Here is a 15033-nt window from a genome sequence, read left to right on the forward strand (position 1 = left end):
CTCAAAACACGTCTTTCCAGGCGCGCAGGGTGGCGAACAGCTCGACCTCGTCAAGCGCTGTGCGTCCGGCACGCTGCTCCAGTTGCTGGCGTATTTCCGGCTGCAGGCAACGCAGGAAGGGGTTGCCGGCTTTCTCTTCGTCAATCCGGCTGGGCAGGCTGCACAGGCCGGCCTGGCGCTGAGCAGTCACGCGCTCTTGCCAGACCTGCAGGTGCGGATTACTCGGTTCGACTGCCAGGGCAAAACGCAGGTTGCTCAGGGTGTATTCATGTGTGCAATACACCAGGCAGTCGTCATCCAGGCTGGCCAGACGCTTCAGCGAAGCGAGCATCTGTGCAGGGCTGCCTTCGAACAACCGTCCACACCCGGCGGCGAACAGGGTGTCACCGCAGAACAGCAGGGGAGGCTGGTTATCCTGGCGCGGGCAATACAGGGCGATATGCCCCAGGGTATGGCCTGGCACATGCAGCACCTGCACGGGGCGGTCGAGCAGCGTGAGCTGGTCGCCATCGTGCAGCCACTGGTCGCAGACGGGCAGTCGTTCACCGGCCGGACCATGGATGCGTGCAGCGCTGGTGGCCTGCAATGCACGGCAGCCAGCGACATGGTCGGCATGGTGATGGGTGATGAAAATCTGCTCCAGGCGCCAGCCTGGGTGGGCATCCAGCCAGGCCAGTACCGGGCTGGCATCGCCAGGGTCGATGACCGCACAGCGCTGCTGCTCGGCGTCGGCGAGCAACCATATATAGTTGTCATTGAAGGCGGCCAGGGGCTCGATGCTCAGCATGCGCGGACTCTCCAGATAAGGCTGCGACAGTCTACCAGCTCACCGTCCGGCTGCCGCCAAGCAACGCAGCCGGGCGCCTGGCTTGCATCCCGCCGAAGGGCAGACCAGAGTAGCGACATTGCCGCGGAGGTTTGCCATGTTAAAGCAGCGTTTCGACAGTGCCGCACGCCTGCAACGGTTGCATGACCTGCAGGCCCAGCAGTGGTTTGCCCAGCCCCACGGCCAGCAGCTGCTGGAAGCCGCCCAGCCGTTGCTGGAAGAAGCACTGGCCGGCTTGTTTGGCGGCTATCTCGTGCATTGCGGACCCGCCCCCGCAGGCGTGCTTGCCCCGCGCATCCAGCGGCAGGTGTGCCTGGGGCCACCGGGTACGGCTACGCAGATTCATTGCGAGGAACATGCCTGGCCGCTGGCTGAGCATGCCGCCGATGTAGTGGTGCTGCAGCACAGTCTGGAGTTCAGCGCCTCGCCACAGTTGCTGCTGCGCGAGGCCGCGCGTTGCGTGCGTCCGGGCGGGCATTTGCTGATCTGTGCGATGAATCCCTGGAGCAGCTGGGGCGTGCGTCAGCAGTTTGCCGATGATGGTCAGGGCCTGGCGCGCTGCCTGGGTGCTGCGCGACTGGGCGACTGGCTGGGCCTACTGGGCTTTGCGCTGGAGAAACGTGCCTACGGGTGTTATCGTCCGCCGCTTTCCTCGGTCCGCTGGCAGCAGCGCCTGCAGCCACTGGAGCGTTTGGGGGCTCGCCTGCATGCGCCAGGTGCCGGTCTCTATCTGCTGATGGCGCGCAAGCTGGTAGTGGGCTTGCGTCCACTGCAGCGGCAGCGTCGCGAGCCGATGGGAAAACTCCTGCCCATGCCGGTGGCCAAGGTCAGCCGGCGCAATTGCGAAGAAACGAAGAGCTGAATGACTGATCTGGTTCAGGTGTATACCGATGGTGCCTGCAAGGGCAATCCCGGCCCGGGTGGCTGGGGCGCCCTGCTGGTCTACAAGGGCGTCGAACATGAATTGTGGGGTGGCGAGCGCGATACCACCAACAACCGCATGGAGCTAACTGCGGCCATCCAGGCCCTGGCAGCGCTCAAGCGCACCTGCCAGGTGCAGCTGGTGACCGACTCCGAATACGTCATGCGCGGTATCCAGGAATGGCTGCCCAACTGGAAGAAACGCGGCTGGAAAACCGCCGCACGCCAGCCGGTGAAAAATGCCGACCTCTGGCAGTTGCTCGATGAACAGGTGCAGCGTCACCAGGTGCAGTGGCAGTGGGTACGCGGGCATACCGGGCACCCCGGTAACGAACGTGCCGACCAATTGGCCAACCGTGGCGTCGAGGAGGCCCGCGCATGAGATATGTCGTTCTGGATACCGAAACCACCGGCATGCCGGTGGGGGATGGCCATCGCATTATCGAAATTGGCTGTGTTGAACTGATTGGCCGCCGCCTGACCGGCAAGCACTTCCATGTCTACCTGCAGCCAGACCGTGAAGTCGACGAAGGTGCCATCGCCGTTCACGGCATCACCAACGAATTCCTCATCGGCAAGCCGCGCTTTCGCGATATCGCCGACGAGTTTTTCGAGTTCATCAAAGGCGCCGAACTGATCATCCACAACGCGGCGTTCGACATTGGCTTCATCAACAACGAGTTTGCTCTGCTTGGGCAAACTGAGCGCAGCGACGCCTACGACTATTGCACGGTGCTGGACACCCTGCTGATGGCCCGCGAGCGTCATCCGGGGCAACGCAACAACCTGGATGCCTTGTGCAAGCGCTATGGTGTCGATAACTCCGGGCGCGACCTGCACGGCGCGCTGCTCGATGCGGAGATTCTTGCCGACGTTTACCTGGCGATGACCGGCGGGCAAACCCATCTGTCGCTGGCCGGCGACAATGCCGAAGGGGACAACTCCGGGCGTCAGCAGGCCTCGCCGATCCGCCGCCTGCCGGCTAGCCGCGCAGCGGGGCGGGTGATCCGCGCCAGTGAAGCCGAGCGTGCCGCGCATGCGGCCCGTCTGACGGCGATAGCCAAGGCCGCTGGTGGCCAGGCGCTGTGGCAGACCCTCGAGCCGGACGCGTAAAACACTGCGGCATTGCGACCTTTTCTTACAGATGGGGTGACGCGCGCTGCTGTGCAGCACTAACCTGAAGACCTGCAGCATGGCAAGCCTTCAGGAATCTCAGCATGTACAAAGACCTCAAGTTCCCCATCCTGATCGTGCACCGCGATATCAAGGCCGACAGCGTGGCAGGTGAGCGGGTGCGGGCGATTGCCGACGAACTGGCCCAGGACGGTTTTGCCATCCTGTCCACGGCGAGTGCCAGCGAGGGGCGCATCGTCGCCTCGACCCATCATGGCCTGGCTTGCGTGCTGGTGGCTGCCGAGGGCGCAGGGGAGAACCAGCGCCTGCTGCAGGATGTGCTGGAACTGATCCGCGTGGCCCGCCAGCGCGCCCCGCAGCTACCGATCTTCGCCCTGGGTGAGCAGGTCACCATCGAAAATGCCCCGGCCGAGGCCATGGCCGATCTCAATCAGTTGCGTGGCCTGCTCTACCTGTTCGAGGACACCGTACCGTTCCTTGCTCGCCAGGTAGCACGGGCCGCACGCAATTACCTCGATGGCCTGCTGCCGCCGTTTTTCAAGGCGCTGGTGCAACATACCGCGCAATCCAATTATTCCTGGCATACACCAGGCCATGGCGGGGGGGTGGCCTACCGCAAGAGCCCGGTTGGACAGGCGTTCCACCAGTTTTTTGGTGAAAACACCCTGCGTTCGGATCTCTCGGTGTCCGTGCCGGAGCTGGGCTCATTACTCGATCACACCGGTCCATTGGCGGAGGCCGAAGTGCGTGCCGCACGTAATTTTGGAGCCGACCACAGCTTCTTCGTGATCAACGGCACCTCCACGGCGAACAAGATCGTCTGGCACGCCATGGTCGGTCGTGACGATCTGGTGCTGGTCGATCGCAACTGCCACAAGTCGATCCTCCACGCGATCATCATGACCGGGGCTGTGCCGCTGTACCTGACACCCACCCGCAACGAGCTGGGCATCATCGGGCCGATTGCCCTTGATGAGTTCTCCCCGTCGGCGCTGGCCGCCAAGATTGCCGCCAGCCCGCTGGCCCGGGAGCGTGGTATTGACCCGGCCACTGCCCGGATCCGCCTGGCGGTAATTACCAACTCCACCTATGACGGCCTGTGCTACAACGCCGAGCGCATCAAGCAGGCGCTGGGTGACAGTGTTGACGTACTGCACTTCGACGAAGCCTGGTACGCCTATGCGGCGTTCCATGAGTTCTATCAGGGGCGTTACGGCATGGGCACTACACGCAGCGCGCACGCGCCGCTGGTGTTTACCACGCACTCTACGCACAAGCTGCTGGCCGCGTTCAGCCAGGCCTCGATGATCCATGTGCAGGATGGCGGGCAGGCACCACTGGACCGCGAGCGTTTCAATGAAGCTTTCATGATGCACATCTCCACCTCGCCGCAATACGGCATTCTGGCCTCGCTGGATGTTGCCTCGGCGATGATGGAGGGGCCTGCCGGACGCTCACTGATTCAGGAAACCTTTGATGAAGCACTGAGTTTCCGGCGTGCCCTGGCCAATCTGCGGCAGACGCTGGCCGATGGTGACTGGTGGTTTGATATCTGGCAGCCGGCTCAGGTCAACGGTACAGACAATCTGCAGGTCGCCGACTGGCTGTTGCAGCCAACGGCCGGCTGGCATGGCTTTGGTGCGCTGGCCGAGGACTATGTGCTACTCGATCCGATCAAGGTCACTCTGGTTACCCCTGGCCTGCGGGTCGACGGGCAAATGGACGAGCAGGGCATCCCCGCCGCACTGGTCAGCAAGTTTCTCTGGGAGCGCGGCCTGGTGGTTGAAAAGACCGGTTTGTACTCCTTCCTGGTGCTGTTCTCCATGGGCATCACCAAGGGCAAGTGGAGTACCTTGCTGACCGAGTTGCTGGAGTTCAAGCGCAGCTACGACAGCAACCAGCCGCTGCTTACGGCCTTGCCCAGCGTGTATCAGCAGGACCCGCAGCGCTATGCGGGGCTGGGGTTGCGTGATCTCAGCCAGCAACTGCACGATTGCTACCGCCAGCATGCAACACCGACGGCCATGCGCCAGATGTATACCGAATTGCCGCAGCCGGTCTGCAAGCCCTCGCAGGCCTACGATCAGCTGGTGCGCGGGGAGATCGAAGCCGTGCCGCTGGAGCAGCTGGCCGGCCGTATTGCCGCCGTGATGCTGGTGCCCTATCCGCCGGGCATCCCGCTGATCATGCCGGGTGAGCGTTTTACGAGCCAATGCACGGCGATCGTCGACTATCTGCGTTTTGCCTGCTGGTTCGACAGCCATTTCCCCGGCTTTGACAGTGATGTGCACGGCCTGCAGCGTCGCGATGGCCAGGCCTGGGTGAATTGCCTGCGTGAACACGCCTGCCCCTGAAACACCCCTGGGTGCCTCTGTATCCAACGAGTGATCCCAGACTGATCAAATGCTTGCGTGAGATAGCTGAACAATCGCTCAACTGTACGGACGTGGCCTGGGTCACAGTGGCCAGCATCGACATTTGATGCTCGCTTGTTATAGTTGGGCGATGCCTTCATGAAAATAACTCAATGAATGTCGAGCGTATCCGGCTGATGGCCTTGAGCTTTGCCATCGGTCCGACCTGCGGTGCTTGAGCAAAGACTCAGGCGAAGGGCGGCCTTGCCCCTTCGCGCCGACGCTGGACACTTCGCGCTGGGAGGCGCACAGACATTATGGTGAAGGGCGGAACATCCCTGGCGCTGGTTCGTGACGAACTCTACGCCACCATGGAGCAGGCGGAACTGAGCCTGGAGCAGTTCATTGTCGAGCGTGACAATGGCAGCCTGCTGCAACATGCCATCGAAGCCCTGCAGCAGGTGCGCGGCACCCTCAGCCTGATCGAGTTGACCGGTGCGGAAATGCTTGCCCAGGAGGTCTACCAGCAGGCCACCGACATTCCGACTGGTGCCGGCAGCGAGCGCGATGGGCAACTCTCGGCGCTGTGCAAGGCGTTGTTCGTCTTGCGTCGTTACCTGGAGAACGTCGAGTTGCTGCGCCAGGAGTTGCCCGAGGCGCTCCTGCCGACCATCAATGAACTGCGGCAGGCCGGTCATTTGCCCAGCCTGCCGGAAAGCTTCTTCTTCAGTGTGCGTCTTGACCAGCCACGCCCGCATGACGGCCATAGTGGTGCCGGTCTGGACGCCGCACTGTCGCGGCGCTTGCAGCACATGTATCAGCTCGGCCTGCTGGATTACCTGCGCGGTAACAACCTGCCGGCCAGCCTCAAACTGATGATGCGAGCCCTGCAGCGCATGGATGCCGGCCTGGCCGGTGAGCCTGGCCGGTTGTGCTGGATAGCCGCCGCAGCCCTGGAAACCTGTAGCGATGCCCAGTTGTTGCCACGTCGCTCGCGCAAGCAGTTGTTCTCCCGGCTTGAGCGAGAGCTCAAGCATGCCCTGCACAAGCCCGGACACGAAATCTCGCGTAGCCTGCTCAAGGAGCTGCTGTACCTGGTAGCACTGGGTGCCAGCCAGGGCGACTTGGCACGGCAGGTACGCAATACGTTCAACCTGACACCGCTGCCCTTTACCGATCATATGCTCGAGGATGCCTATCAGCGCCTGAGCGGGCCGGGACAGGCGGTATTGCGCTCCTTGTCAGCGGCCATCCATGAAGAGTTGGCCGGCCTGAAGGACTTGCTCGACCTGATTGAGCGCGGCACCGCCCAGCCGGAAAGCTATGCCAGCCTGCATGGGCTGCTTGGTAAACTGGCCAAGACCCTCGACATGGTCGGCCTGAGCTCAGCCGGCAATGCCTTGCAGGCCCAACTGCCGGTAGTCGCCGAATGGTCGGCCGAACAACCGCCACAGCCGGACAGCCTGCATCGTCTGGCTGATGCGGTGCTCTATGTGGAAAGCATGGTGGCCAGCCTGCAACGCGAGCAACGTCCAGCGGTCGTACCGCCCGGTCAGGAAGCACAGTCCTTTGCCAATCACCAGTTGACCGAAGCACATATCGTGGTGGTTGGTGAAGCTCAGGCCGGGCTTAATCTGGCCAAGCGGGCGATTACCTCTTACCTGGAATCCAGCGGTGACAAGCTGCATCTGGCCAACGTGCCGTCGACGCTGCAAGCCGTACGTGGCGGCCTGTGGTTCCTGCAACAGCAACGTGCCGCCTGGTTGGTGGGAGCCTGTGCCGAGTACATCCAGAAACAGATGCTGGAAGCGGCGCAAACGCCACCAGGGCAACTGCTGGAAACCCTGGCCGATGCCCTGTCGAGCCTGGAGTACTACCTGGAGTCGGGGGCAGTGATGCGTCCGGAAACACGACCCAGCGTGCTGGATCTGGCTGAGGAAAGCATCAAGGCGCTCGGCATGGCGGTTCCCGCGAATGCCTGAAGCACGCTGGCAGGTGGCCTGGCAAAGCCCGCCCTCTGCCAGCGGCTGGGTGCTATTGCACCAACGCCAACACTTTCTTGCTGACGACCATGGCTGTCTGTTCCCTCTGAACTGGGTGCAGCAGCAGGATCTACGTTGCCTGGCCCAGCATGGTATTGGCCTGTTCGATGGCGCTCCGGTGCAAGTCTGGGAGCTGGCCGAGCCGGAACTGTTGCCGGGCTGCCGCTGGCTGAGCTTGCGTGAGGTCATGCTGCAGCATGACGAACAGTTGTTTCGCCTGCTGGGTCATGCCAGCCAGATTGGCCAGTGGGCTCGTGAACACCGCTTCTGCGGTGCCTGCGGACAGGCCATGCAGTTGCTCCCCGGTGAGCGGGCCATGGCCTGTGAACCCTGCGGCTTGCGCCAGTACCCACGGCTGGCGCCGAGCATGATCGTGCTGGTCACACGCGGCGATGAGCTATTATTGGCCCGCTCGCCGCGTTTCGTCAGCGGCATGTACAGTACCCTGGCGGGCTTCCTGGAGCCCGGCGAGTCGGCTGAAGACTGTGTGCGTCGTGAGGTGCAGGAGGAGGTGGGGCTGTCAGTCGACAACATCCGTTACCTGGGCAGCCAGAACTGGCCTTTCCCGCATTCGCTGATGCTAGGCTTCCATGCCGACTACGCCGGCGGTGAACTGTGCCTGCAGGAAGACGAGATCGAGGATGCGCGCTGGTTTGCCATCGATCAACTGCCAACGCTGCCGGCTCCGCGCTCCATTGCCCGCTTTCTTATCGAGCATTACCTGGCGCAGCGCCTCGGTCATACCCTGCCGCGCCTTGACTAATTGCCGATCGACCAGTGTTGCCAGGCCAGGCGCGCACTGAGTGCCAGCACCATGAGAATGAACAACGGGCGAATCAGCCGGGCGCCGCCACCGATCGCGCTGCGCGCCCCCAGATAGGCGCCGGCCATCAGCGCCAGGCCCATGCCGATGCCCAGCACCCAGGCAACCTGGCCACTCAGCGCGAATACCGTCAATGCCATGGCGTTGCTGACGAAGTTCATGCTGCGCGCGACGCCACTGGCCCGGAGCAGGTCGAGCGGATACAGCAGCAAGCTACTGACTGTCCAGAAAGCGCCTGTACCCGGCCCGGCCACGCCATCATAAAACCCCAGGGCCAATCCTTGCGGCCATTGCCGTCCCGATGCGGGCGGCGCTTCCTGCGAACAACCGGCATTGGGCGTCGGCACTAGCAACAAATACAGACCGCAAGCAAACACCACCACGGGCAGCATGAGTTGCAACCAGCTGGCCGGCATGGCTTGGGCCAGCAGCGCCCCTAGCAAGGCACCACAGGCGGTACCTAGCAAGGCATTGCGCCAGTCTGTCGGACGGAACAAGCGACGCCGGTAAAACGCCAGGCTGGCGGTGGCGGAACCAAAGGTAGCGCACAGTTTGTTGGTACCCAGCACCAGATGGGCAGGCAGCCCGGCAGTGAGCAGGGCAGGGATGGTCAGCAGCCCTCCGCCACCGGCAATCGCATCGATGAAACCTGCGGTGAACGCCACCAGCAGGAGAACCATTAGTACGCCTGGGTCAAAGGCAAACGCCATAAAAACTCGATCTGTGTCAGATTGTGCGTGCCGGCAACTGGTTGCCATGCAACGGGCTGAGCATAATGCCGCCTATCGTGCAGAGAAGGAATCGACTCCATGCAGTATTACGCCCTGGCCATCGGCATTGCCGTACTTGCCTTGCTCCTGGCCTGGCAAGCCGCCGCCATGCTGTTGCGCAGCAACTGGCTGCTCGGCTGGTTGCGCGGCAGCGCGGGGCTGGCTTTGCTGGCGGGTGCAGGCGTGATCGGGGTGGTCGGCTACGACCTGCACAGCTATCAGATGCTCCCGGCTGATCGGCCCTTGCTGACCCTGACGTTCCAGGCCGATGGCGACAAGGATTATCGGGTGACCCTGCTTGAAGGCAGCGAGATGCGCGAGGTACGCCTGCAGGGTGATCTCTGGCAACTGGATGTTCGTCTGCTGCGCTGGAAGAGCCTGGCGGCACTGATCGGCCTGCAGCCGGGCTATCGCCTGGAGCGGCTCAGTGGGCGCTTCCTGTCCATCGAAGAACAGCAACTGGCCAGTCATACCGAAGTTAGCTTGGCACAGAGCCCCTATGGCGTGGACTTCTGGCGCTGGCTGCGCAGCCGGCAGGGTGACCTCTATGTGGTGACGCCCGAAGCACAGCGCGTGACCTACCTGCCGCTCGCCGATGGCGCCGCCTATTCGGTCAGCCTTTCAGCTGCCGGGCTCCTCGCCCAACCACTCAACCAGGCGGCCAACGAGGCGCTCGCCAACTGGCGCTGAACCGCACCCATAAAAATGGCCTCTTGCGAGGCCATTTTTTTACCCGTGCGGCTTAGGCCAGGTAACCACCGTCGACATTCAGCGCCACGCCAGTGGTGTAGCTGGACGCTTCGCTGGCCAGGTAGAGAACCGCACCGGCCATTTCGCTGGGGTCGGCAACGCGCTTGAGCGGAATGCGCTGCAGGGCCAGCTTGAGGATGGCATCGTTGCTGGTCAGCGCCGAGGCAAACTTGGTGTCGGTCAGGCCCGGCAACAGGGCGTTGCAGCGAATACCGAACTGCGCGCACTCCTTGGCGAACACCTTGGTCATGCTGATCACCGCGGCCTTGGTGACCGAATAGATGCCCTGGAACTCACCCGGGGTGACCCCATTGATCGACGCCACGTTGATGATGCTGCCGCCACCATTGGCTTTCATCAGCTTGCCGCCTTCGATGGACATGAAGTAATAGCCGCGAATGTTCACATCCAGGGTTTTCTGGAAGGCCCCCAGGTCGGTATCCAGCACGTTGCAGAACTGTGGGTTGGTGGCGGCATTGTTGACCAGGATATCCAGACGGCCAAACTGCTCGCGAATCTGTGCGAATACTTCGCTGATCTGCTGCATTTCACCAATATGGCAGGCGATAGCGGTTGCCTTGCCGCCCTCGGCGATGATCGCGTCAGCGACCGCCTGGCAGCCATCCAGTTTGCGGCTGGACACGATCACATGGGCGCCCTGCTGGGCGAGCAGCTTGGCAATGGCCTCGCCGATACCACGGCTGGCGCCGGAAACGAAAGCGATCTTGCCATCAAGGTCGAACAGGTGGGTCTTGGACATGGTGATTCCTTGGCAGTAAGCGGCTGTACAGCCGGTTAGAGGGTAGATTTGCCGATGACCTGCAGGCTCATCTGTTCCAGCAGCTTGTTCATCTGCACGAACTGGGCAAAGCGTTTATCCTGGGTCTGGCCGTGGTAGAAGCGGTAGTAGATCTGCTGCACGATGCCGGCCAGACGGAACAGTCCATAGGTGTAGTAGTAGTCGAAGTTGTCGATACGGATACCGGCTTTTTCGGCGTAGTAGTCAACGAACTCACGACGCGTCAGCATGCCAGGGGCATTGCTGGGCTGGCGGCGCATCAGTTGCACGGGGGCCGGATCGGCGGCTTCGATCCAGTAGGCCAGGGTGTTGCCCAGGTCCATCAGCGGGTCGCCGATGGTAGTCAGCTCCCAATCCAGAACCCCGATGATCTGCATCGGATTACCCGGATCGAGGATCACGTTGTCGAAACGGTAGTCGTTATGCACGATGCCGGGCTTGACGTGGTCGGCTGGCATTTTGTCGCGCAGCCAGGCCTTGACCGGTTCCCACAACGGCGCATCGGGCGTCAGGGCCTTCTCGTAGCGATCACTCCAGCCTTCGATCTGCCGTTGCACATAACCTTCCGGCCTGCCCAGGTCGCCCAGGCCGCAGGCCTGGTAGTCGACGTTATGCAGGTCAACCAGCTTGTCGATGAAGCTTTGGCATAGCGCACGGGTCTGCTCGGCGCTGAAATTCAGCTCCGCTGGCATGTCCGAGCGCAGGATGATGCCCTTGACGCGCTGCATCACGTAGAACTCGGCGCCGATCACCGATTCATCGGTGCAATGTACATAGGCCTTGGGGCAGTAGGGGAAGCCGGCATTCAACTGGTTGAGAATGCGGTATTCGCGTCCCATGTCATGCGCCGACTTGGCCTTGTGGCCGAAGGGCGGACGACGCAGGACAAACTCCTGCTCCGGATACTCGATCAGGTAGGTAAGGTTCGATGCGCCACCGGGAAACTGGCTGATCTTGGGCGTACCGCTCAGCCCGGGAATATGCGCCTTGAGGTACTGGTCGATAGTGCCTGCGTCTAGCTCTTCACCGGAGCGGATGCGGGTGGATTGATCAGTCAGCGTCATGTTAATCCCTTCTATTTATGATGAGGGCCATCGATTATTGGCTAATCTAATGCGCCTTCTGCCAGCCCTACAAGCCTGCGGCGGTGTTATAGATCGCACTGTTGCCGGTCAATCAAACTGCCTGATCTTTGCTGTAGACGAAAAAAAACCGGAGCATCAAGGCTCCGGTTTCTGGCAAGGCTGGCGTCGCTTAAACCGGGAACAGTTCGCCCAGTTTCATGGCCAGCATCATGTCGCCTTCAGCGCGCAGCTTGCCAGCCATGAAGGCCTGCATGCCGTCGGTTTCACCGCTGGTGATGCCTTTCAGGGTCTCGGTGTCCATGATCAGGGTAACGTTGGCATTGGCATTCTCGCCTTGCTCAACGGCACAGGTACCGTCCTTGACGATCAGCGCATAGTTCTCGCCGTCTTCGATGTTGAATTGGAACACCAGGTCCAGGCCAGCAGCAGCAGCGGCGTTGAACTTGGACTGCATGGTTTGAACGATTTCAGCAACGGTGGTCATGGTCTTTTCCTTTGTTTTGGGTTGTGCGACCTTGCAAGCCGCAGGTTGGCCGGCGCTCAACGATAGGTGATGAGCTCCGGCGCCTTCAACAGTTGCAAATGGGCGTGACTATTGAAGGAAGCCAGGTTCACTTGGTCGCCACGAAACTTCAGGCAACTGAGCGAAGTGTTGACGATCTGCCAGTTCATATCGAATGCCCTGGCTGCCGGAATGCCGGCAAAACGGTGTAGCAGTGCAGTAATGGTTCCGCCCGAGGTAAACAGGGCAATGTTGTCGCGCTTGTCGGCCTGGGCGAGCACCCGCTGCAAACCCTCGCACACTTTGTCGCAAAACGCTGTCCAGCTTTCCACGCTGTCGCTGTCCGTGGGCTGTTCCACCCAGCGCTGGATGATCTGCGCGAACAAACGCTGAAACTCCGCGCGCTGAGCGGCCGGATTGCGCATCACTTCCAAGGCGTGCGGCTCATCGCGCAACAGGTCGGGCAACAGCTGACGAATCACCGCATCGGCATCGAACTCATTGAAGGCGGCGTCGATTTCCAGGGCAGGACAGTGGCCCCCGCAAGCCGCCAGCTGCGCCATGGCAGCTTGCGCGGTATGCTGCTGGCGACGCAGGTCGCCACTCAGGCAGCGTTGCAAGTTGATACCCAGTGCCGCCAGATGTCGTCCGAGGACTTCTGCCTGTTGCACCCCGACAGGCGACAGAACGTCGTAATCGTCGCTGCCGAAAGAGGCTTGGCCATGTCGGATCAGGTAGATGCTGCCCACGTACGCAGGACTCTCGCTAGGCGTTGAGATGCGCCGAGGGTATGGGCAAGGCGGGAGACTGTCAACGAAAAAACATACGCTTGTTTGAATCCGCTAGGGTGCTGCGCTGCCGGGCTGGCTGGCGTCGGTTGCCACCGCTATGCTTGAGCCTTTGCCTGGTACTGCAGCAGCAGCTGCATGGGCCCTTTCAACAAGGAGGATGCGTGGAGTTTTTCAGCGAGTATGCGTTGTTTCTGGCCAAGACTTTTACCCTGCTGGTGGCGTTGCTGGCCCTGCTGGTGGTGGTAGCCGCTTTACGCAGCAAAGGACGGGGGCAGGGCGGTGAACTGCAGGTGCACAAACTCAATGAGTTCTATCAGGAGCTGCGCCAGCGCTTGCAACAACAGGTGCTCGACAAGCCGGCGCTGAAGGCGCTGCGCAAGGAAGAAGAGCGCCAGGCCAAGGCGCGCAAGAAGCAGGAAAACGACCGCCAGCGTATCTATGTGCTGGACTTCCAGGGCGATATCCGTGCCAGTGCGGCAGACAGTTTGCGTCATGAGGTGACGGCCCTGCTGAGCATGGCGCGTCCCGAGGACGAGGTGGTTGTGCGCCTGGAAAGCCCGGGCGGCATGGTGCATGGCTATGGCCTGGCCGCCTCGCAGCTGGCGCGGATACGCCAGGCGGAGATTCCGTTGACAGTCTGCGTGGACAAGGTCGCGGCCAGTGGTGGCTATATGATGGCCTGTATCGCCAACCGAGTGCTGGCGGCACCTTTTGCCATACTGGGTTCGATAGGCGTAGTAGCCCAGCTACCCAACGTACATCGTCTGCTCAAACGCCACGATATTGATTTCGAGGTGCTGACAGCCGGGCAATACAAGCGCACTCTGACAGTATTCGGCGAAAACACCGAACAGGGCCGGGAGAAATTCCAGCAAGATCTGGAAACTACCCATGCCTTGTTCAAAGCGTTCGTGGCGCGCTATCGGCCACAACTGAATATCGAAGCGATCGCCACGGGGGAAGTCTGGTTGGGACAGGACGCCCTGGCTCGACAGCTGGTCGATCAACTGGGCACCAGTGACGAGTACCTGGCGCAGCGCGCCAACGAGGCCGATGTGTACCAGCTGCATTATGTGCAGCGTAAAAGCCTGTCCGAACGCGTGGGCCTGGCAGCAGCCGGGAGTGTCGACGGGCTATTGCTCAAGGCCTGGGAGCGTTTGAACCAGGCAAGGTTTTGGCATTGAGAGGTTGCAAGATGAGCACATTCAAGGCACTTCAGGTCATTGAGCAGGATGGCCGCTTCGTCCAGCAGATCGTCCAGCGAGACCTGGCAGAACTGCCGGCCGGCGATCTGTTGATCCGCGTGCATTACTCCTCGCTGAACTACAAGGATGCCCTGTCGGCGAGCGGAAACAGGGGAGTAACCCGCCACTATCCCCATACGCCGGGTATCGACGCAGCGGGGGTGGTTGAGCAGTCATCCGTGGCTGAATTCACAGCTGGCGACGAAGTGATCGTTACCGGACACGACCTGGGCATGAACACCAGCGGCGGTATGGCCCAGTACATTCGCGTCCCGGCTGCCTGGGTGATCAAGCGTCCCTCCGGGCTGAGTTTGCGCGAAGCCATGTTGCTCGGCACCGCGGGGCTGACGGCCGGTTTGTGCGTGGAAAAACTGGAACAGGCCGGGCTGACCTGTGATGCCGGCCCGGTGCTAGTGACCGGCGCCAGTGGCGGGGTAGGCAGTGTTGCGGTGGCCCTGCTGGCACAACTAGGCTATCAGGTGGTCGCCAGTACCGGCAAGACCAGTCAGCACGACTGGCTGCTCAGCCTGGGGGCGCAGCGTATCCTGGCGCGCAGCGAACTTGAACAGGGCCGCGAGAAAGCCCTGCTCAAGGAGCAGTGGGCCGCTGCAGTGGATACCGTGGGTGGCGACATTCTGTTCAACGTCGTCAAGGCGCTGCGCTATGGGGCCAGCGCTGCCTGCTGCGGCCTGACCGCCGGCAGCCAGTTCCAGGCCAGCGTGCTGCCGTTCATCCTGCGCGGCGTCAGTCTGCTGGGGGTGGATTCCGTGGAGCTGCCCCTGGTGGTCAAGGCCTCCATGTGGGACAAGCTGTCGCTGCAGTGGAAACTCACCCAGTTGCCGCAACTGGCCGAAGAGATCAGCCTGGATGAAGTGCCGCAAGCCATTGAGCTGCTGCTTGCCGGGCAGTTGCAGCGGCGGCGCCTGGTACACATTGACTGAGTACAGCTCCGCGCATAAAAAAACCGGCGTAAGCCGGTTTTTTTATGCCAG

Annotated in this window: 15 protein-coding genes; 9 read left to right on the plus strand and 6 right to left on the minus strand. The window is 61.7% G+C overall.

Going from position 1 to position 15033, the window contains the following annotated elements; all coding sequences use genetic code 11:
• Position 1: 1 nt before the first annotated feature.
• Positions 2–787, minus strand: coding sequence for a hydroxyacylglutathione hydrolase (gene gloB / locus CW360_RS02080; RefSeq protein WP_101192578.1), 786 nt, complete (start codon positions 785–787; stop codon positions 2–4).
• A 136-nt stretch (positions 788–923) separates the two neighbouring features.
• Between gloB and CW360_RS02085 the strand changes: the two genes are divergently transcribed.
• The 6 genes from CW360_RS02085 (at position 924) to nudC (ending at position 8040) form a co-directional block, all read left to right on the plus strand.
• Positions 924–1688, plus strand: a complete 765-nt coding sequence (locus CW360_RS02085) for a class I SAM-dependent methyltransferase (protein WP_093986869.1) — start codon at positions 924–926, stop codon at positions 1686–1688.
• On the plus strand, positions 1689–2129 hold the full coding sequence (gene rnhA, locus CW360_RS02090) for a ribonuclease HI (RefSeq protein ID WP_093986868.1): 441 nt from the start codon (positions 1689–1691) through the stop codon (positions 2127–2129). It abuts the gene before it with no gap.
• The gene (gene dnaQ / locus CW360_RS02095) at positions 2126–2860 is read left to right on the plus strand and encodes a DNA polymerase III subunit epsilon (protein WP_093986867.1); all 735 of its coding nucleotides are present in this window, start codon (positions 2126–2128) and stop codon (positions 2858–2860) included. The genes rnhA and dnaQ overlap by 4 nt, the downstream gene beginning before the upstream one ends.
• Positions 2861–2964: 104 nt before the next feature.
• The gene (locus tag CW360_RS02100) at positions 2965–5235 is read left to right on the plus strand and encodes an Orn/Lys/Arg family decarboxylase (RefSeq protein WP_101192579.1); all 2271 of its coding nucleotides are present in this window, start codon (positions 2965–2967) and stop codon (positions 5233–5235) included.
• A gap of 317 nt (positions 5236–5552) precedes the next feature.
• Complete coding sequence (locus tag CW360_RS02105; protein WP_093986865.1) at positions 5553–7217, plus strand: FimL-related protein; 1665 nt, start codon at positions 5553–5555, stop codon at positions 7215–7217.
• Positions 7210–8040, plus strand: coding sequence for an NAD(+) diphosphatase (nudC, locus tag CW360_RS02110; RefSeq protein ID WP_093986864.1), 831 nt, complete (start codon positions 7210–7212; stop codon positions 8038–8040). The genes CW360_RS02105 and nudC overlap by 8 nt, the downstream gene beginning before the upstream one ends.
• Here the strand turns inward: nudC and CW360_RS02115 are convergent.
• A complete protein-coding gene (locus tag CW360_RS02115) occupies positions 8037–8810 on the minus strand; it encodes a TSUP family transporter (protein WP_101192580.1) in 774 nt (257 codons plus the stop codon). The genes nudC and CW360_RS02115 overlap by 4 nt on opposite strands.
• A 99-nt stretch (positions 8811–8909) precedes the next feature.
• Between CW360_RS02115 and CW360_RS02120 the strand changes: the two genes are divergently transcribed.
• Complete coding sequence (locus CW360_RS02120; RefSeq protein WP_093986862.1) at positions 8910–9560, plus strand: hypothetical protein; 651 nt, start codon at positions 8910–8912, stop codon at positions 9558–9560.
• 52 nt (positions 9561–9612) lie between these two features.
• On the opposite strand, the gene CW360_RS02125 is transcribed toward CW360_RS02120, so the two are convergent.
• The 4 genes from CW360_RS02125 to CW360_RS02140 all read right to left on the minus strand — a co-directional run bounded on the left by CW360_RS02125 (position 9613) and on the right by CW360_RS02140 (position 12755).
• On the minus strand, positions 9613–10380 hold the full coding sequence (locus tag CW360_RS02125; RefSeq protein WP_093986861.1) for an SDR family oxidoreductase: 768 nt from the start codon (positions 10378–10380) through the stop codon (positions 9613–9615).
• A 35-nt stretch (positions 10381–10415) separates the two neighbouring features.
• On the minus strand, positions 10416–11483 hold the full coding sequence (locus tag CW360_RS02130) for a phosphotransferase family protein (RefSeq protein WP_101192581.1): 1068 nt from the start codon (positions 11481–11483) through the stop codon (positions 10416–10418).
• 190 nt (positions 11484–11673) lie between these two features.
• On the minus strand, positions 11674–11988 hold the full coding sequence (locus tag CW360_RS02135) for an SCP2 sterol-binding domain-containing protein (protein ID WP_093986859.1): 315 nt from the start codon (positions 11986–11988) through the stop codon (positions 11674–11676).
• Positions 11989–12044: 56 nt separating this feature from the next.
• Positions 12045–12755, minus strand: coding sequence for a histidine phosphatase family protein (locus CW360_RS02140; RefSeq protein ID WP_101192582.1), 711 nt, complete (start codon positions 12753–12755; stop codon positions 12045–12047).
• Positions 12756–12958: 203 nt separating this feature from the next.
• On the opposite strand from CW360_RS02140, the gene sohB reads away from it, so the two are divergent.
• Together sohB and CW360_RS02150 are read left to right on the plus strand one after the other, a co-directional pair.
• A complete protein-coding gene (gene sohB, locus CW360_RS02145) occupies positions 12959–13981 on the plus strand; it encodes a protease SohB (protein ID WP_101192583.1) in 1023 nt (340 codons plus the stop codon).
• 11 nt (positions 13982–13992) lie between these two features.
• Positions 13993–14982: a YhdH/YhfP family quinone oxidoreductase gene (locus CW360_RS02150; RefSeq protein ID WP_101192584.1), complete on the plus strand. Its 990-nt coding sequence runs from the start codon at positions 13993–13995 to the stop codon at positions 14980–14982.
• Positions 14983–15033: the final 51 nt, after the last annotated feature.

Origin of the sequence: Pseudomonas fluvialis (genome assembly GCF_002835605.1) — a bacterium.
Taxonomy (GTDB): Bacteria; Pseudomonadota; Gammaproteobacteria; order Pseudomonadales; family Pseudomonadaceae; genus Aquipseudomonas; species Aquipseudomonas fluvialis.

Bases quoted from the DNA above. Each gene is read 5' to 3' on its own strand.
- gloB (WP_101192578.1), bottom strand. From the start codon at position 787: ATGCTGAGCATCGAGCCCCTGGCCGCCTTCAATGACAACTATATATGG.
- CW360_RS02085 (WP_093986869.1), top strand. From the start codon at position 924: ATGTTAAAGCAGCGTTTCGACAGTGCCGCACGCCTGCAACGGTTGCAT.
- rnhA (WP_093986868.1), top strand. From the start codon at position 1,689: ATGACTGATCTGGTTCAGGTGTATACCGATGGTGCCTGCAAGGGCAAT.
- dnaQ (WP_093986867.1), top strand. From the start codon at position 2,126: ATGAGATATGTCGTTCTGGATACCGAAACCACCGGCATGCCGGTGGGG.
- CW360_RS02100 (WP_101192579.1), top strand. From the start codon at position 2,965: ATGTACAAAGACCTCAAGTTCCCCATCCTGATCGTGCACCGCGATATC.
- CW360_RS02105 (WP_093986865.1), top strand. From the start codon at position 5,553: ATGGTGAAGGGCGGAACATCCCTGGCGCTGGTTCGTGACGAACTCTAC.
- nudC (WP_093986864.1), top strand. From the start codon at position 7,210: ATGCCTGAAGCACGCTGGCAGGTGGCCTGGCAAAGCCCGCCCTCTGCC.
- CW360_RS02115 (WP_101192580.1), bottom strand. From the start codon at position 8,810: ATGGCGTTTGCCTTTGACCCAGGCGTACTAATGGTTCTCCTGCTGGTG.
- CW360_RS02120 (WP_093986862.1), top strand. From the start codon at position 8,910: ATGCAGTATTACGCCCTGGCCATCGGCATTGCCGTACTTGCCTTGCTC.
- CW360_RS02125 (WP_093986861.1), bottom strand. From the start codon at position 10,380: ATGTCCAAGACCCACCTGTTCGACCTTGATGGCAAGATCGCTTTCGTT.
- CW360_RS02130 (WP_101192581.1), bottom strand. From the start codon at position 11,483: ATGACGCTGACTGATCAATCCACCCGCATCCGCTCCGGTGAAGAGCTA.
- CW360_RS02135 (WP_093986859.1), bottom strand. From the start codon at position 11,988: ATGACCACCGTTGCTGAAATCGTTCAAACCATGCAGTCCAAGTTCAAC.
- CW360_RS02150 (WP_101192584.1), top strand. From the start codon at position 13,993: ATGAGCACATTCAAGGCACTTCAGGTCATTGAGCAGGATGGCCGCTTC.